The following is an 18,282-nucleotide window of genomic DNA, read 5'->3' as shown; positions in this document are numbered from 1 at the left end:
CACAAAAAAGCCACCCTTGCGGGTGGCTTTTGTTGTTGTACCACTGGCACGCATCAGATGATGCCGTTGCCATTTTCCCTGAGGAAGTCGTCCACGCTGTTATAGCTTTGGGTCATTCCCTCAAAGGTGATGCTGTTGTGGTAGGTTTTCGCGCCATCGGTGGTATCGAAGCTGAGTTTGTGTGCGCTGTCGTCCCACTGGGCGTTCTGGATTTCCGATAGACCTTTCCAGCCCGGCGTTTTGGCATCGATGCTCTTGGTATCTAATAGATCGGTGAGCGAGATTTTGTCTTCGCCGATCTTGAAGTCCTTGATGACATCGTGGCCGTTCGCTGCCTTCGTGTTGTAGATGAAGGTATCGTCGCCCTTACCACCAGTCAGGCTGTCATTGCCGTCGTGGCCGTAGATGAAGTCGCGGCCATCAGATCCTGTGATGTTGTCTTTGCCTTCACCACCGTCCAGCGTTGCGCCAGTGCGGACTTCCCAAACCGGTTTTTCTGCTGTTCCGGTATTGTGTACATCCTGCAACTGGTTCAGATCAATATTAGCGTCCGGATGCATCATCAGGTTGTTGCCCATATCCAGCGTTTTGTAATGGCTTTCATCCGAGCCATGCTCTTTGTACTGCATATGCAGACGGGCATTTGAACCTTGCTCCCAATAGATCATCTCAACGGTATGGAAGCCTTCACCAATTGAAACGTTTTCGCTATCGGTTGAAGCAGGCGTACGGTTGCCATTGAATTTCGACACTTCTTTGCCGTCAATCATCAGGCGATAGCCATCATCGGAATAGACACGGAAGTCATAATGACCTCCCTCAAAGTACACTTTGCCGACGACACGAACCATGGAGTCAGTGGTGAAGCCCAAGCCTGAAGTGCCTTTATTCGGTACGCCTTCTTCAACTTGCAGTGAAGCTGCATCAGAACGACCGTTCGCATTGAGGAATTGGTAGAGCGCGCTTGCTTTTGTCACTGTACCGCCCGGGGCAACTTTCTCGTTATTACCAAGGTTGTCGCTTACTGCGGGATCCATACCATATTTAATGGTTGTTGACTTGAATCGCGCATCCGGTATTCCTGCTTTTGCGGCATTAGTGGTACCGACCAGCGTTTCGCCGTTGCGGCCATCAACCAGAGTCTGCATGGTTGAGACCCAGCGCAGGTTATCGAAGGACTCATCATCGGCATGGTAACGAACCTGATCGGCCGTCTTTTTATTCCATCTCAATTGTGAGGGTAGTTCGCTGTCATTGAAGCCGTAGAACTCACCATTCAGACCAAGCTGATCCTGTGCAACGGCTTCACTACTGGCCTCGCCGGTCACGTTATTGACGGCATCTTCACCGGCAGTGCCACTACCTTCGTCGCTGCTGAGTGTACCGGTCGCGGCCACCGCCTTGACTTCGCTGTTATCCAGCACGGCTTTCGCCGCGATGGTAACAACACCTGTCTTGGCATCTACGGTAACGCCATCCGGCAGGTCGGTGCCTTTCCATTCGCCACTGGCCGGGTCTTTGTTCACCACGACTTCATGGTCTGCATTGCCTTCGTCTTTGTAGGTGATGGTCAGTTTGTCCGCACCGGCCGACGGGGTCACAGTGACGCTGCCTTGTTCGGTTCCTGCGGCAACACTCGGCGCTTGCGGAGCAACCGGCGGCACGTCGGTGATGGTGCCAGTGCCTGTGGCCGGAGTGGTTTGGTCTTTGGTAGCAGCATCCAGCGTCAGCGTTTCGTCCTGTTCGGTTACCGTGTCGGTGACGGTCGGTACTCGGACTTTGACACCGTTTTCACTACCTGCCGGAACGGTGGCGGTGAATTTACCGTCGCTGCCCAGGGTGACAGGCGTCCAGGTGGTACCTCCGTCGGTGCTGACTTCAATCGGTGAACCGGTATCGGTACCGAGGGTCGCTGTGCCATTTTTCAGGGTCAGGCTCACTTCGGTATCAGCTGCCGGTTTATCCACCGCGACATCAAATACCAGCGCTTCGCCTTCTGCAACTTTCGGGCTGCTGACGCTCTTCACTTCCGCGCTCGGAGGAGGTACGTCGGTGATGGTGCCAGTACCAGTGACCGGAGTGGTTTGGTCTTTGGTAGCAGCATCCAGCGTCAGCGTTTCATCCGCTTCGGTTTCCGTATCTTTCACGGTCGGCACACGGACTTTTACGCCGTTTTCACTACCTGCCGGAACGGTGGCGGTGAATTTACCGTCGCTGCCCGGGGTGACAGGCGTCCAGGTGGTACCTCCGTCGGTGCTGACTTCAATCGGTGAACCGGTATCGGTACCGAGGGTCGCTGTGCCATTTTTCAGGGTCAGGCTCACTTCGGTATCAGCTGCCGGTTTATCCACCGCGACATCAAATACCAGCGCTTCGCCTTCTGCAACTTTCGGGCTGCTGACGCTCTTCACTTCCGCGCTCGGAGGAGGTACGTCGGTGATGGTGCCAGTGCCTGTGGCCGGAGTGGTTTGGTCTTTGGTAGCAGCATCCAGCGTCAGCGTTTCGTCCTGTTCGGTTACCGTGTCGGTGACGGTCGGTACTCGGACTTTGACACCGTTTTCACTACCTGCCGGAACGGTGGCGGTGAATTTACCGTCGCTGCCCGGGGTGACTTCTGTCCAGGTGGTACCTCCGTCGGTGCTGACTTCAATCGGTGAACCGGTATCGGTGCCGAGAGTCGCCGTGCCGTTTTTCAGGGTCAGTTCCACCGGGGTGTCCGCCTGCGGCGCATCCAGCGCGACTTCATAGACCAGCGCCTTGCCTTCTTCCGCCTGCGGCGAGCTCACGCTCTTCACTTGCGGTATTGCAGGCGGCGGGGTGGTCGCGTCGTTGATCGCCGTCGTCACGCTGGTGTGGTCGCCCAGTTGCGCTCCTTTCGGCTCGCTCAGGGTCAGGCTGTAGGTTTCTTTGCCTTCGGCCTGTTTGTCATCCACGGTGTTCAGCTTGAACTCTACTTCGGTTTTGCCCGCCGGTATGGTCAGCGTTTTGTTGATTTCCGGTGCCGGGCTGAAGTCGGCATCGCTGGTCTCGCCGTGTTTCAGGGTGACGGTGACGGTGATGTCTTTGTCTGCTGGCTTATCCAGCGTGACTTTGTAGGTCGCGCTGTTGCCTTCGGTGACGTTTTCGTCGCCGCTGATGCTGACTTTCGGCTCGACCGGCTGCGGTTGGTTCGCATCGTCTTCACCGGCGGTGCCTTTGCCTTCCGAGGTTTTGCCACCGCCGCTGTTTTCGGCAATGACGTCGCTCTGGTCTTTCACCGCATCCGGCGGCAGGGTCACTTTGCCCGTTTTCGGATCGACGGTGATGTCTTTGTGCGGCAGCTGGCCTTCTGGCTTCCATTCGCCCGTCGTCGGGTCTTTGACTACGGTGATGGTCTGCGGCTGGTCGCTTTCGTCGGTGTATTTGACTTCCAGTTTGTCCGCCCCGTCGGTCGGGGTGATCACCATGCCGCCTTTGTGATCCGGGTCTTGGTCCACAGCCGGCGGCGGCGGGGTATCGACATCGACGATTTGGGTATCAACGCTGGTTTCTGTACCCAGTTGGGCTCCCTGCGGGTTGCTGATGCTGAGGTTGTAGTGTTCCGCCCCTTCAAACTTGCCGTCTTTGGCTGCTTCCAGGGTGATTTTCGCCTCGGTTTCGCCCGCCTTGATGGTCAGGGTCTTGGTCGCATCCGGTGCCGTGGTGAAGTCGGCGTCTTCTGTACCTTTGTGCGTCAGGGTGACGGTGACGGTGACGTCTTTGTCCGCCGGTTTGTCCAGCTTGACGGTGTAGGTCGCCGTTTCGCCTTCGTTGACTTTGTCGCTGCCACTGATGGTAACGACCGGCTCGTTTGGCTGCGGCGGGTTCGGATTGACGTCGTTGCTATCAGCCTTGCCGTGCGCCGGGACGCTGCTGTCGGGGCCGATGCTGTTAGTCGCTGTCACATCCGAGCCGTCTTTGACGTCTTTCGGTGGCAGGGTCACTTTGCCCGTCGCGGGATCAACGGTGATGTCTTTGCTCGGCAGCTGGCCTTCTGGCTTCCATTCGCCCGTTGCCGGGTCTTTGGTTACGGTGATGGTCTGCGGCTGGTCGTTTTCGTCGGTGTATTTGACCTCCAGTTTGTCCGCCTTGTCGGCCGGGGTGATTACCATGCCGCCTTTGTGATCCGGGTCTTGGGCCACAGTTGGCGCCGGCGGTTCGCGACCGGTTACGTCGTTGTCAACGATCGTGCCTTCGCCAACCACGGTGTCGGTCTGGGTCGCCGTCTTGCCTTCGAGGCGGATGGTTTCGTCACCTTCCACTGCCGTGTCATCAACCGTCGGCACCTGAACTTTGATGCCGTTCGTGCTGCCCGCCGGTACGGTGACTTTGAAGTTGCCGTCGGCGTCTGGCGTGACTTTCGTCCAGGTGTTGCCACCGTCGGTGCTCACTTCGATTTCTTTGCCAAGGTCAGTCGCCACATCGCCACTACCGTTCGCCAACTTGAGGGTGACTTCGGTATCGGCGGTCGGGGCTTTGTTCAGCGTGACGTCGTAGGTAAGGTTGGTACCTTCTATCGCCTTGTCGCCGGTGATGCTCGCTACTTCAACTTCGCTCGGCGTATTGCCATCATCGTTCGGCGCTTTTCCGGAAGCCGGATCGCTCACGCTGCCCGCTTCGTCGGCATTGGTTGCGGTTACATCCGTACCGTCTTTGACTTCGTCCGGCGGCAGGGTGACTTTGCCCGTCGCAGGATCAACTTTGATGTCATCGCTCGGTACTGTGCCTTGTGCTTTCCATTCGCCTGTTTGCGGATCTTTGACCACGGTGATGGTCTGCGCCTGGTCTTTCTCGTCGGTGTAGTTCACCGTCAGGGTCGTTGCCTTGTCCACCGGCGTCACGATCATGCCACCTTGGTGGTCCGGATCTGCTGCCACCGTCGGCGGGTCTATCTTCTGCGGCTGCGGCGGCGTCACGTTGTCGTAGGTCACCGTGATCGTACCCGGCTGGCTTTCGTGTTTGTCTAGGTCTGACACCACGTATTGCACCGGTTTCGGGTTGCCTTTGAACGCCGGATCCGGCGTGAAGGTCACTTTGCCCGTCGTCGGGTCAACTTTCCATTCGCCTTCGCCCGCAACTTTCAGCTCGGTCACTTTCGCGCCTGTCGTCGGGTCTAGCAGTTTGACGCTGGTCTTGTCGATCGTGCTTTCGCCCTGCGGGTCGGTGTCGTTTTTCAACACGTCTATTTCGACCGCTTTGCCCGGTTCGCCTTTCATGTTGTCAGCGTTCGCTACCGGTGCGTCGTTGCCCGGCTGTGGCGGGTTCGCCGCGTCATCCGGCGCGGTTGCGCTCGCTTCCGGGCTCTCGTTCGTGCCGTCGCCGTTCTTCGCTTTGACGGTACTGCCGTCTTTGACGTCATCCGGCGGCAAGGTCACTTTGCCGGTCGTCGGGTCTACGCTGGCTTTGCCCGGCAGCTGGCCTTGCGGTTTCCATTGGTTGTCCGCCGGGTCTTTGGCTACCTGGATGTGTTGCGGCTGTCCCGCTTCGTCGGTGTAGTCCACCGTCAGGGTCGTCGCCTTGTCGTTCGGCGTGATGACTACGCCTCCCTGGTTCGCCGGATCGGCGGCAACGGTCGGCGCCGGTAGCACCGGCGTGCTGCCGTCGTCGTTCGGCGCTATACCGCTCGCGTCAGCACTGGTCAGGGTGCCGTCGCCGTTCTTCGCAACCACGGTGCTGCCGTCTTTGACTTCGTCCGGCGGCAGGGTTACCGCGCCTGTCTTCGCATCCACTTTGACGTCGCTCGGTACTGTGCCTTGTGCTTTCCATTCGCCTGTTTGCGGATCTTTGACCACGGTGATGGTCTGCGCCTGGTCTTTCTCGTCGGTGTAGTTCACCGTCAGGGTCGTTGCCTTGTCCACCGGCATCACGATCATGCCACCTTGGTGGTCCGGATCTGCTGCCACTGTCGGCGGGTCTATCTTCTGCGGCTGCGGCGGCGTCACGTTGTCGTAGGTCACCGTGATCGTACCCGGCTGGCTTTCGTGTTTGTCTAGGTCTGACACCACGTATTGCACCGGTTTCGGGTTGCCGGTAAAGGTCGGATCCGGCGTGAAGGTCACTTTGCCCGTCGTCGGATCGACTTTCCATTCGCCTTCGCCCGCAACTTTCAGCTCGGTCACTTTCGCGCCTGTCGTCGGGTCTAGCAGTTTGACGCTGGTCTTGTCGATCGTGCTTTCGCCCTGCGGGTCGGTGTCGTTTTTCAACACGTCTATTTCGACCGCTTTGCCCGGCTCGCCTTTCATGTTGTCAGCGTTCGCTACCGGCGCGTCGTTGCCCGGCTGTGGCGGGTTCGCCGCGTCATCCGGCGCGGTTGCGCTTGCTTCCGGGCTCTCGTTCGTGCCGTCGCCGTTCTTCGCCTTGACGGTACTGCCGTCTTTGACGTCATCTGGCGGCAGCGTCACTTTGCCTGTCGTCGGGTCTACGCTGGCTTTGCCCGGCAGCTGGCCTTGCGGTTTCCATTGGTTGTCCGCCGGGTCTTTGGCTACCTGGATGTGTTGCGGCTGTCCCGCTTCGTCGGTGTAGTCCACCGTCAGGGTCGTCGCCTTGTCGTTCGGCGTGATGACTACGCCTCCCTGGTTCGCCGGATCGGCGGCAACGGTCGGCGCCGGTAGCACCGGCGTGCTGCCGTCGTCGTTCGGCGCTATACCGCTCGCGTCAGCACTGGTCAGGGTGCCGTCGCCGTTCTTCGCAACCACGGTGCTGCCGTCTTTGACTTCGTCCGGCGGCAGGGTTACCGCGCCTGTCTTCGCATCCACTTTGACGTCGCTCGGTACTGTGCCTTGTGCTTTCCATTCGCCTGTTTGCGGATCTTTGACCACGGTGATGGTCTGCGCCTGGTCTTTCTCGTCGGTGTAGTTCACCGTCAGGGTCGTTGCCTTGTCCACCGGCATCACGATCATGCCACCTTGGTGGTCCGGATCTGCTGCCACCGTCGGCGGGTCTATCTTCTGCGGCTGCGGCGGCGTCACGTTGTCGTAGGTCACCGTGATCGTACCCGGCTGGCTTTCGTGTTTGTCTAGGTCTGACACCACGTATTGCACCGGTTTCGGGTTGCCGGTAAAGGTCGGATCCGGCGTGAAGGTCACTTTGCCCGTCGTCGGATCGACTTTCCATTCGCCTTCGCCCGCAACTTTGAGCTCGCTTACCGGCTGGTTGGTGGCAGGATCGATCAGTTTGACGCTCTTCGGATCGAGGGTGTTGTTGCCCTGCGGGTCGCTGTCGTTGGCAAGGACGTCCACTTCGACCGGCTGGCCTTTCGTGCCTTTGGCACTGTCGGCATTGGCGGTCGGGTCAACGTTAGCCGGCGGCGGCGTGGTGCCGTCGTAGGTGACGGTAATGGTCGCCGGTTTGCTGGTATGGCCTTCGGTGTCGGTGACGGTGTATTGCACCGGTTTCGGGTTGCCGCTGAAGGTCGGCTCCGGGGTGAAGGTCACTTTGCCGGTGGTCGGGTCAACTTTCCATTCGCCTTCGCCCGCAACTTTGAGCTCGCTTACCGGCTGGTTGGTGGCAGGATCGATCAGTTTGACGCTCTTCGGATCGAGGGTGTTGTTGCCCTGCGGGTCGCTGTCGTTGGCAAGGACGTCCACTTCGACCGGCTGGCCTTTCGTGCCTTTGGCACTGTCGGCATTGGCGGTCGGGTCAACGTTAGCCGGCGGCGGCGTGGTGCCGTCGTAGGTGACGGTAATGGTCGCCGGTTTGCTGCTGTGGCCTTCGGTGTCGGTGACGGTGTATTGCACCGGTTTCGGGTTGCCGGTAAAGGTCGGCTCCGGCGTGAAGGTCACTTTGCCGGTGGTCGGGTCGACTTTCCATTCGCCTTCGCCCGCAACTTTGAGCTCGCTTACCGGCTGGTTGGTGGCAGGATCGATCAGTTTGACGCTCTTCGGATCGAGGGTGTTGTTGCCCTGCGGGTCGCTGTCGTTGGCAAGGACATCGATTTCTACCGGCTGGCCTTTCGTGCCTTTGGCACTGTCGGCATTGGCGGTCGGGTCAACGTTAGCCGGCGGCGGCGTGGTGCCGTCGTAGGTGACGGTAATGGTCGCCGGTTTGCTGCTGTGCCCTTCGGTATCCGATACGGTGTATTGCACCGGTTTCGGGTTGCCGGTAAAGGTCGGCTCCGGGGTGAAGGTCACTTTGCCGGTGGTCGGGTCGACTTTCCATTCTCCTTCGCCCGCAACTTTGAGCTCGCTTACCGGCTGGTTGGTCGCAGGATCGATCAGTTTGACGCTCTTCGGATCGAGGGTGTTGTTGCCCTGCGGGTCGCTGTCGTTGGCAAGGACATCGATTTCTACCGGCTGGCCTTTCGTGCCTTTGGCACTGTCGGCATTGGCGGTCGGGTCAACGTTAGCCGGCGGCGGGGTGGTGCCGTCGTAGGTGACGGTAATGGTCGCCGGTTTGCTGGTATGGCCTTCGGTGTCGGTGACGGTGTATTGCACCGGTTTCGGGTTGCCGGTAAAGGTCGGCTCCGGCGTGAAGGTCACTTTGCCGGTGGTCGGGTCGACTTTCCATTCGCCTTCGCCCGCAACTTTGAGCTCGCTTACCGGCTGGTTGGTCGCAGGATCGATCAGTTTGACGCTCTTCGGATCGAGGGTGTTGTTGCCCTGCGGGTCGCTGTCGTTGGCAAGGACGTCCACTTCGACCGGCTGGCCCTTCGTGCCTTTGGCACTGTCGGCATTGGCGGTCGGGTCAACGTTAGCCGGCGGCGGGGTGGTGCCGTCGTAGGTGACGGTAATGGTCGCCGGTTTGCTGCTGTGCCCTTCGGTATCCGATACGGTGTATTGCACCGGTTTCGGGTTGCCGGTAAAGGTCGGCTCCGGCGTGAAGGTCACTTTGCCGGTGGTCGGGTCAACTTTCCATTCGCCTTCGCCCGCAACTTTGAGCTCGCTTACCGGCTGGTTGGTCGCAGGATCGATCAGTTTGACGCTCTTCGGATCGAGGGTGTTGTTGCCCTGCGGGTCGCTGTCGTTGGCAAGGACGTCCACTTCGACCGGCTGGCCCTTCGTGCCTTTCGCCGTGTCGGCATTGGCGGTCGGGTCAACGTTAGCCGGCGGCGGGGTCACTGCATCATCCGGGGCACGTAGGCTGCTGTCGTTACTGGTAATGCTGCCATCGCTGTTCTTCGCGGTGACGGTGCTACCATCTTTGATCGCATCGGGTTCAAAGGTCACTTTGCCGGTGGCGTCGTCCACTTTGACGCCTGTCGGCAGGGGGGATTTCGGTGTCCATTTGCCGCTTGCGTCTTTTTCAACAGTCAAGGTGTGCGGCTGGTTGTTCTCGTCGGTGTAAGTGACAGTCAGGGTTTTGGCTTTGCCGTTCGGGGTGACAATAACGCCTCCCTGGTGCGCCGGGTCGGCAATAACGCTCGGTGGATCTAATGCCGGCGGTGTGGTGTTGGCGTCGCTGTCGGCAACAACGTTTGCTTCGCTACTGGTCAGGGTGCCGTCACCGTTCTTCGCAACTACGGTGCTGCCGTCTTTGACGGCTTCCGGACCCAGGGTCACTTTGCCCGTCGCCGCGTCAACGGTGACGTCTTTCGGCAAGGGGTCTTTCGCGACCCATTTGCCGCTCGCGTCTTTGGCCACGGTCAGGGTGTGCGGCTGACCCGCTTCGTCGGTGTATTTGATTTCCAGCGTCGTCGCTTTGGCTACCGGGGTGACGATGACACCGCCTTGGTGCGCCGGGTCTTTCACGACTTGCGGCGGTTCTATCGTCGCCGGCGGCGGGGTGGTGCCGTCGGTATCGGTGATGACGTCAGCGTCCGGGCTGGTGTGGGTGCCGTCGCTGTTGTGTGCCTTGACGGTGCTGCCGTCTTTCACTGCCTCCGGAGCGATGGTCACTTTGCCCGTCGTCGGGTCAATGGTCACGCCGCCCGGCAATGTGCCTTTCGCGACCCATTTGCCGCTCGCGTCTTTGGTGAAGCTCACGCTATGCGGCTGGCCTTGTTCGTCGGTGTAGTTGACGTCCAGCGTGGTCGCTTTGCTGTCCGGGGTGATGATGACGCCGCCTTTGTGCGCCGGGTCTTTCGCCACTGTCGGCGGGTTGATGCCGCCCGGTTGTGGCTGCGGATTGGGGTTCGGGTTCGGGTTCGGGTTCGGGTTCGGGTTCGGATTGGGGTTGGGGTTGGGTTGGGGATTCGGGTTCGGATTGGGTTGGGGATTGGGATTCGGTTGTGGTGTGGCGTCGTCGTTGTCTGCGATGACGGTGGATTCCATGCTGCTGTGGCTGCCGTCGCTGTTCTTCGCGGTCACGCTTGAGCCGTCTTTGACGCTGTCCGGCGCCAGCGTCACTTTGCCGGTGTTCGGGTCAACGACGACGCCCGGCGGCAGGCTGCCATCCGCTTGCCATTTGCCGTTCGTGCCTTTGTTGACGTGTATGGTGTGCGGCTGGCCCGCTTCGTCGGTGTATTTGATTTCTAGCGTCGTCGCTTTGTTGTCCGGGGTGACGGTCACGCCGCCTTTGTGCGTCGGGTCTTTCGCTACCGTCGGCGGGGCAATGGTTTGCGGGTTCGGCTGCGGGTTAGGGTTCGGTTGGGGTTGCGGCTGGTCGTCGTGGTGTTTGTTATGGTGACGGTCGTGGTTGCGTGCGGCAATGGCAAGTGCTGACAGGCCGCCCAAGGCTACGATACCGCCCAGAATCGCCCACGGGCTCCAGCCCGCGCCGCCTGCTTCTGCCGGTATGATGCCGGCAAAGCTGGAGTCGCCTCCCAGCGCCTGCCCGGCAGCCACATGGTCAGCCAGCATGTGTACTGCGTCGGTTTGTTGTGCGCTTTCCGGGATGTAGGGGTAGAACGAGCCGTTCTCGTGTTGGCCTACCAGCAGGTTCTTGCTGCCGTTGGGGTTCAGGCTGTAGTAGTCGTCAATGATCAGGCTCGGCGATTCGATGCTCTCGCCTTCAAAGGCGACGTAAAGGTCGTTGCCGACCCGCTCGGTCATGATGTTCTCCGGACCGTATTGGGTCTCCAGGTCGGTGAGTTGGTAGTAGACGTTATCTACCGCGCGCACATGCACCGGGCTTCCATTGCCGGTGTTGATGTTCACTTGATCGATGATGTCTGCGCTGTTGTTGCTGCCTTTGACTTTGGCTAGCGTCAGGGCGATTTGTTTGGCCATGTTTTACCTCGAATGTTCACTGGATTTTGCCATCTTGGCGGGTAAGACCCGGTGTTTGGCGGTGGAGATTTGTTGAGAGCCTTCCTGGCGGGTCCTGTCAGTCCGGCAGGTGGGCGCTCTCCCTGCATGCCTTGCGGCACACCGCCGCTATGCGGTTATCCTTCATAACGTTATAGCTTGGCGTGCGTCAATGTTACCGCAAGTCTTTTTTTATTTCTACTTTATTACAAATCATAAAACTGCCCGTAAGGTAACTGAGCTTTTTCTCCTTGATACAACAACAGTTAACAACACCAAAACTGCTATCATAGCCAAGACCAATCACATTATCTAAATCTACCATCATGATTTTACGCAGCTATTTAACATTACTGTTTTTCACGCTTTTGCCGCATCGGGCGCTGGCTTTTGACCGCAACCAGCTGGTGCGCGACGCCCGTGCGCATATCGGCATCGTCTCCGACCGCCGCGCGGAAGACGGCGCGCCGCTCATCATTCATAACATCGGTCGCGGCACCCAGGAAGAAAATATCTTGAACGAATACTCCCGTATCACACACTACCGTTACCAACCATGAAAACCCGCCTCCTCGCCGTCACCGCCCTGCTCCTTCTCGTTCCCCTCGCCTTCTGGCTTTCTGGCTGGCACTGGCAGGGCAACGAAGTTCCGCTCAACCATCTGCTCTATCTCGTTACCCAGACCGGCGGCAATCCCGTCGCCTTCGCCAGCATCGCCGTCCTCTTTGTCCTTCTTTATTACACGCACCGCCGTGGCGAAGGGCGTGCCTTGCTGCTTGTCGTCCTCATCAGCCTCGGTGCGACGCAAGTCGGCAAGAGTCTGCTCAAACCGCTCATCGGCGAGGCGCGCCCCTATGTCGTCATTCTCACCAAAGACGATCCCGCGCGCATCCGTGATTTCTACGCCGTCAAACGCAGCGTCCGCGCTGACGCCGTCCGCGCCTACTATGCCAAAACGGTGAGCCCGGCGCCGTCGCACCTCATCGCCCACCGCGCCAAAGAAACCGGCTACAGCTTCCCCTCCGGCCACAGCACTTTCGCCGCCAGCTGGGCGCTACTCTTTGCCGGCATCATCGGCTTTGCCAACCGCCGCCGCTGTCTCATTAGCGGCGCCGTCATCACCTGGGCAATGCTCGTCATGGCAAGCCGCGTCTGGCTGGGCATGCACTACCCGATTGACCTCGTCGGCGGCGTCCTTCTCGCTGGCGGCATCAACCTGCCGCTCCTGCATGCCTGGCAACAGCGCCACAGCGCACCGCGCCTCCAGCGCCTGCTCAAGCGCCTGCTAGCCTGGCGTAAGTAAGACAGCCGACCGCAACCAGCGCCAGCGCGACCCCTGCCACATTCACCCGACTCAGGCGCTCGCGGAACACGCCGGCGCCGACCAACGCGCCGAGCACAATCACTCCCACGTTCATCCCGGCGAAGACCACGCTGGGATGATCTTTCAGCGCCACATGCGCCTTGAGATAGCAAAAAATATTGCCAAAATTGAGCGCGCCGAGCGCCATGCCAGCGAGCACATTATCCCGACGCCAGCGCGTCCCCCGCGCCCATAAAAAGGCAAATGACAGCAGCGCCGCCAGCACAAAAATCACCAAAAGCAGCGCAAACAGCTTCCCGTCCGTTGCCAGCGACAAGCGCTTCAACAACACATCAATCACGCCATAGCCGAGCCACACTCCGGTGAGCCATAGCGCGGCGTGGCGCCCATCGCCCTCGCCCGCAGAGCTGTCGCGCTGCAACAAAGCGGCAAGCGCGGCAAACACCAGCGCAATCCCCGCCGCCGACCACCACGACAACCGCTCGCCGAACAGCAAAAACGCCGCCAGCAGCGGAATCACCAGCGCCACCCGCTGCGCCGCATCGGCGCGGACAATCCCCGCTGCCTGCACCGCCCGCCCCATGATGACAAATACCAGCGGCAACAGCACGCCGAGCAGCACAAACAGCCACCACCACGACCAAAAGCCGTCCGCGTTTGCCCACGACGGCTGCGCCAGCAGCCAGGTCAGCAGCGCCGCCACCGGATAATTCACCGCGACCATCTGCGTCACCTCAAGCTGCCGCCGCCGCGCCAGCTTCAAAAGCACTGACACCGCCACACTCAAACACACGCTTATCAGCAGGAAAAGCACAAGACCCCCCTAAACAACTACAAAAGACTAAAAAACCGCTTCTTCGCCGCTGCGCAGTAGGCGCAAGAAGCGGCGCATTGTACGGGAATGCTGGCGATTCACATAGAGAAACGCCACAGGCGCGCCATCGCCTTCAACCGTCCAGTTCGATTACCCGCGGCAGGTGGTCGCTGTCGCGCTGCGGGCTGACGTGGCTGCGGGCGGTCAGGCCGCCCTTCAAAAAAGCATGATCCAGGGCTTTCTGCGGTTTCCAGCTGGGAAACGTCGGGCTGGCATCGCCCAAGCTGCGGTAGCCGTGTTCGGCGAGGATGCGCAGCTGCGGCGCATCCGGAGTGCAGTTGTAATCGCCGGTAATCAGCACGTCCGGCCAGGCGGCGAGGCGGTTGCGGATAAAACGCAGCTGGCGGTGCTGGTCAAGAGCGCCGAGACTCAAATGCACATTGGCGACGACCAGCGCGCCGTGCGTGCTTTCCACCGCCGCCGCCAGCACGCCACGGCCGGGAATGCGCGACGGCAGCGGTTGGTTCAGCACTTCGCGCAGCGGGGTTTTGCTGAGGATGAGATTGCCGTGTAGCGAGAGTTTGCCGAGGCGGCGGTTGGTTTGCGCCAGCGCATAGGGCAGGCCGCTGAGGTCGCGCAATTGCTCAACGTGGTTGAGAAAACCGTTGCGCAGGCCGCCAAGATCAATTTCTTGCAGGCAGACGAGGTCAAACTGGCTGATGTAGGCGGCGATGCGGGCGAGCGTCTTGCGTTTGGCGGGGCCGGGCAGGATTTGCCGGTGCCATTGCCAGGTATAACTAAGATAGCTGCGTGCGTTGATGGCGGCCTGAATGTTGTAGCTCAAAATGCGCATGGCGGGGCGGGATGGTGGAATCGGTGGCAATTATAGTCTCCTGCCCGCTATACTGCCCTCCCCTTTCCTTCCCCGGAGTCCCCGATGAACTGGTACGGTTTACTCGTCCTCTTTCACTTCTGCCTGTCGGTTTCCATTGCGCTGCGCATCATCTATTCGCGCCGTTCCAGTAGCGCCGCGCTCGCCTGGCTGACGGTGCTGTTCGCTTTCCCAATTTTGGGCGTCATCATCTATCTTCTGATTGGCGAGCCGAAACTGGGGCGGGCGCGGGCGAAGCGGCAGGCGGAGCTGCTCGCCTTTCACGATGCTTTTGCCGACCGCTTCCTGCCGCCGCAGACGGTGCCGCTGTGCGAGGTGCGTTTCCGCCAGATTGCCCATCTGGTGCAGGCGGATTCCGGCTACGTCGCCACCGGCGGCAATGCGACGCGCCTTTTGACCGACACGGACGCGATTTTGCAAGCGTTCGTCGCCGATATTGAGGCGGCGCGGCATTGCTGCTTGCTGGAGTTTTATATCGTCGAGGGCACCGGGCGGGTGGAGGCGGTGCTGGAAGCGCTGATGCGGGCGGCCGGGCGCGGTGTGCGCTGCCAGTTGCTCGCAGACGCGCTCGGCAGCAGCAGTTTCTGGCGTTCGTCGTGGCCGCAGCGCTTGCGCGCGGCAGGGGTGGAGGTGACGGAAGCGCTGCCGGTCGGCCTGCTGAAATCGCTGTGGGTGCGCAGCGATTTGCGCAACCACCGCAAAATCCTCATCGTCGATTACCGCGTCGCCTACACCGGCAGCTACAACCTGGTCGATCCGCGCCTGTTCAAGCAGAAAGCGGGCGTCGGCGAATGGGTCGATGCGGTGCTGCGCTGCGAGGGCGCGGCGGCGCAGGAGCTGGCGGCGGTGTTTTACGGCGACTGGGCGGTGGAAAACGAACACAATCTCTCGGCGACGCTGGAACAGCTCACCGGCTATGTGGATGAAATGCCGCAGGGCGCGACGGAAACGCCCGGCGGTGCGCTGTTGCAGGTCATCCCGTCGCAGCCGGGCAGCGACATGGCGCTGGTGTACGACGTGTTGTGCAACGCGCTCAACGTGGCGCAGGAGCGGGTGGTCATCAGCACGCCGTATTTCGTGCCGGACGAGGCGCTGCTCAATACGCTGATTCTGACCGCCAAACGCGGCGTGGAAGTGGTGCTGATTCTGCCGAAGCGCGTCGATTCGCGCCTGGTGAGCTATGCCAGCCGCGCCTATTACCAGCCGCTGCTTGCGGCAGGCGTGCAACTGCGGATGTTTGACGGAGGCCTGCTGCACACCAAGGCGGTAGTGATTGACGGCCGCTTCGCGCTCTTCGGCACGGTGAACATGGATATGCGCAGTTTTTACCTCAATCTGGAAGTGAGCCTGGCGGTATTCACGCCGGAAACCGTCGCCGCCATCAGCGCGCTGCTCGATGGCTATCTTGCGGGCAGCGAGGCGGTAGAGCTGAAGAAATGGCAACAGCGGCGCCGCGTGCAGCGCTTTATTGAGCGCTGTGTGCGCCTGGTGAGTCCGTTGTTGTAAGAACCTGTTCACAACAGGCGGTTAAGCGGCGGTTTCTGCCCCGTCCTGTGGTCGCTATAATGCGCGACGATGCCTTGGCATCAGCATGGTTGCCGTCGCTACGGGCGTTGGACGGCAGGGCATCGTCAGATGTCGAAATCCGTCGCGGCAACGTGCTTTTATTACCGCATTAAAAAACCCCGCCGTAGCGGGGTTTTTCTTTGCGCTGACGCATCGTGCCGGTCAGAAAGGCAGCGGTTTGCCGTTGAGTTTCAGCGTGCCGTTGTCGTTTTCCAGTTTGGCGACGTAGTCTTCGCCTTCAACGGTGATGAACATCGCGCCCTGGCTTTCGATAAATTGGCTCACGCCCAGTTTGTCGGTCAGGCTTTTGTTGATGCGCGCTTCGGCATGCAGGTCGAGGTTGTTTTTCAGGAGCTCTTGCAGTGCCATCGGGTTGTTTTGTACGTCGGCGATGGCTTTTTGCCATGCTTCCGGGGGGGTAGCGCTGTCGGCACGGATGCCCACGTCGGCGCTGAAGGTCGCTTTGCCGCTGTCGGTTACGCCTTCAAGCTCATAGTTCAGGCGGGTTTTGTTTTTAATTGCTTCTTGCAAGGCGGCGCTGAATTTTTCCTGGGCGATTTTTTCATAGTCCGCTTGGCTCTTCTCCAGGTTGGCAGTGGCTTCGGCGGTCGCTTTGTCTTTATCCATATAGCCTACGTCGCTGGTTTTGGCGGCGATGCTGAGGCTTTGCTGGAGTGCCTCGATCCCTTGGAGCAGGTCGAGTTGGCTTTGCGCGGAGAGTTCGCTGATTTTGATTTTGACGCGCAGGCTTTGCGGCTCAACCGGGATGCTGGGCTCGATTTTTTTCACCGTCGCGCCGTCAATTTTGAAGGTAAATTCGCCGCTGGCGTCGTAGTTGCCGCTGGCGGTTTTTTGCGTGCTGCTTTTGCCATTGATGTCGCCAATGGGGTACTGCTCGCCGTTGTGGGTGACGCGGATGTTGTTGACGTTGGCTTCAATGTCGCCAAGGTGGGTCATGAGCGCCGAGTCGTATTTGACGCCGCTGCCGCTGCCTGTAACGCCGTCCAGTTCGAAGATGGTAAGCCCGTCTTTGGCGGTGACTTCAATTTTGATCGGCTCAACTTTGAGTGTGAAGCTGCCGTCTTCTTTGATGCCGTATCCGCCTTTCAGCGGGGAAACGGCGACGGTGGCACTGCCGCCGTCTTTTTTGTCGGTAGCGGTGAAGGTGAAGGGTTCAACAGCGAGATTGAGGTCGAAGATGCCGTCGGGCAGGGTCTTCATGTTGTAGCGCATTTCTTCTTTCAGGCCTTTGAAGTCAAGGCTGTCGTCGCCTTCTTGTACTTGGAAGGGAGCGACTTCAGCGGTGGCGACGACGTTGTCGTCCACATAGATATCGCTCTGCATCTTGAGGTTTTTCAGGATGCTGACGAGGCGCTCGATGTTGGCGTCGCTGGCGTGCAGTTGCTCTTTCAGCACGGCTTTGAGGCTGGTGACGTTGTCGGTGTCGATGTGGTTTTCCACGTGGGCGACGATGCCTTTGGCGAGCAACTCCTGGCTGTAGGTGATGGTGTCGTGGCTGTCCAGGGTGATGGCGCCAATGTCGTTACCGCCAAAGAGGTGCGGGGCGAATTCGAGGGTCAGGGTGCTTTTCGCCGTGGCGCTGTTGTCGCCACGCTGGTAGTCGTTAACGGTGATTTGGTATTTGGTGAGGCCGCGCATCGGGTTTTGCGCGTACAGGTTTTCGTAGGTTTTGGCGACAAACGCGAGGTTGGCTTTGTATTGGTCTTCGGCTTTTTGCGGCAGGTCGGCTGCCTTGAGGGCGGTTTGTTCGGTTTTCGTGCCTTTGTCGCTTTTTTTCGGCTCATCCGAGCAGGCGACGAGCAGGCTGGTGGCGGTCAGGACGGCAAGTGTCAGTTGTTTCAGTTGCATGGGTTTTCCTTATGGGTTGAAAAGTTGCGCAATTATACCGGTTTGTCGCGTCTAAAAGGCGGGGTTTAGGTGAAATCGCTGCAAGATTCCGTGCAGGTTGGTGACGGCGAGGGTTTCGGCGTGCAGCAACAGGCGCGGCGCGGCAGGCGGGTTTTCGTCGGCATAGAATTCGTCGCCGAGGATAGGGTGGCCGATGGCGGCGAGATGGACGCGCAGCTGGTGGCTGCGTCCGGTGTGCGGGGTGAGGGCGACGCGGGTGGTCGCGCCGTCGCGGGCGAGGACTTCGTAGCTGGTGTGCGCTGTCTTGCCGTGTTCGTAGCAGATTTTTTGTCGCGGGCGGCGCTCCCAGTCGGTGATGAGCGGGTATTCGATGTCGCCGCGGTCGTCGGCGAGGCTGCCGTGGACGACGGCGATGTAGCGCTTTTCCACGCGGCGCGCGGCAAATTCTTGTTTGTAGTGGCGCTCGGCGGCTTTGTGTTTGGCGATGAGCAGGAGGCCGCTGGTTGCCATGTCGAGGCGGTGCGCGGCCATTGCCGCCGGAGCGGATATCTGGCAACGGCTTTGCACGCTGTCGTATTTGTCGTCGCCGCGGCCGGGGACGGAGAGTAGTCCGGCGGGTTTGTTGATGACGTAGATGTCCGGATCTTCGTAGTGGATGTCGAGATTCATGCGGCAT

General features: G+C 59.9%; 7 protein-coding genes and 1 pseudogene. 3 read left to right on the top strand and 5 right to left on the bottom strand.

The annotated features are described in order from the left end of the window. Positions 1-53: 53 nt before the first annotated feature. A complete protein-coding gene (locus EL199_RS08970) occupies positions 54-11,123 on the bottom strand; it encodes an Ig-like domain-containing protein (RefSeq protein ID WP_126316062.1) in 11,070 nt (3,689 codons plus the stop codon). A gap of 443 nt (positions 11,124-11,566) precedes the next feature. On the opposite strand from EL199_RS08970, the pseudogene EL199_RS13685 reads away from it, so the two are divergent. Together EL199_RS13685 and EL199_RS08960 are read left to right on the top strand one after the other, a co-directional pair. After that, positions 11,567-11,701: pseudogene (locus tag EL199_RS13685) on the top strand (DUF1287 domain-containing protein); the annotation flags it as partial. Further along, a complete protein-coding gene (locus EL199_RS08960; RefSeq protein WP_004142160.1) occupies positions 11,698-12,444 on the top strand; it encodes a phosphatase PAP2 family protein in 747 nt (248 codons plus the stop codon). The pseudogene EL199_RS13685 and the gene EL199_RS08960, both read left to right, overlap by 4 nt. Here EL199_RS08960 and EL199_RS08955 read toward each other — a convergent pair. Together EL199_RS08955 and EL199_RS08950 are read right to left on the bottom strand one after the other, a co-directional pair. Then, positions 12,416-13,279, bottom strand: a complete 864-nt coding sequence (locus EL199_RS08955; protein ID WP_004142161.1) for a DMT family transporter — start codon at positions 13,277-13,279, stop codon at positions 12,416-12,418. The genes EL199_RS08960 and EL199_RS08955 overlap by 29 nt on opposite strands. 133 nt (positions 13,280-13,412) lie before the next feature. After that, positions 13,413-14,162 (bottom strand): endonuclease/exonuclease/phosphatase family protein, encoded by a 750-nt coding sequence (locus EL199_RS08950; RefSeq protein WP_232008282.1) that lies wholly within the window; start codon positions 14,160-14,162, stop codon positions 13,413-13,415. A 54-nt stretch (positions 14,163-14,216) separates the two neighbouring features. Here EL199_RS08950 and cls point away from each other — a divergent pair, with 54 nt between their 5' ends. Further along, a complete protein-coding gene (gene cls / locus EL199_RS08945; RefSeq protein WP_004142164.1) occupies positions 14,217-15,677 on the top strand; it encodes a cardiolipin synthase in 1,461 nt (486 codons plus the stop codon). Between the two features lie 222 nt (positions 15,678-15,899). On the opposite strand, the gene EL199_RS08940 is transcribed toward cls, so the two are convergent. Both EL199_RS08940 and EL199_RS08935 read right to left on the bottom strand, forming a co-directional pair. Then, positions 15,900-17,606, bottom strand: a complete 1,707-nt coding sequence (locus EL199_RS08940; RefSeq protein ID WP_004142165.1) for a DUF945 family protein — start codon at positions 17,604-17,606, stop codon at positions 15,900-15,902. A 51-nt stretch (positions 17,607-17,657) separates the two neighbouring features. Beyond that, positions 17,658-18,275, bottom strand: coding sequence for a bifunctional tRNA pseudouridine(32) synthase/ribosomal large subunit pseudouridine synthase RluA (locus EL199_RS08935; RefSeq protein ID WP_004142168.1), 618 nt, complete (start codon positions 18,273-18,275; stop codon positions 17,658-17,660). Positions 18,276-18,282 lie beyond the last annotated feature (7 nt).

The organism is Cardiobacterium hominis, from assembly GCF_900637305.1.
Lineage (GTDB): Bacteria > Pseudomonadota > Gammaproteobacteria > Cardiobacteriales > Cardiobacteriaceae > Cardiobacterium > Cardiobacterium hominis.
The sequence above is the reverse complement of the archived record's forward strand: the minus strand, read 5'-3'. Positions and strand labels throughout refer to the sequence as shown.

Excerpts from the sequence above, each read along its gene's own strand:
- EL199_RS08970 (WP_126316062.1), bottom strand. The coding sequence starts at position 11,123 with ATGGCCAAACAAATCGCCCTGACGCTAGCCAAAGTCAAAGGCAGCAAC.
- EL199_RS08960 (WP_004142160.1), top strand. The coding sequence starts at position 11,698 with ATGAAAACCCGCCTCCTCGCCGTCACCGCCCTGCTCCTTCTCGTTCCC.
- cls (WP_004142164.1), top strand. The coding sequence starts at position 14,217 with ATGAACTGGTACGGTTTACTCGTCCTCTTTCACTTCTGCCTGTCGGTT.
- EL199_RS08940 (WP_004142165.1), bottom strand. The coding sequence starts at position 17,606 with ATGCAACTGAAACAACTGACACTTGCCGTCCTGACCGCCACCAGCCTG.
- EL199_RS08935 (WP_004142168.1), bottom strand. The coding sequence starts at position 18,275 with ATGAATCTCGACATCCACTACGAAGATCCGGACATCTACGTCATCAAC.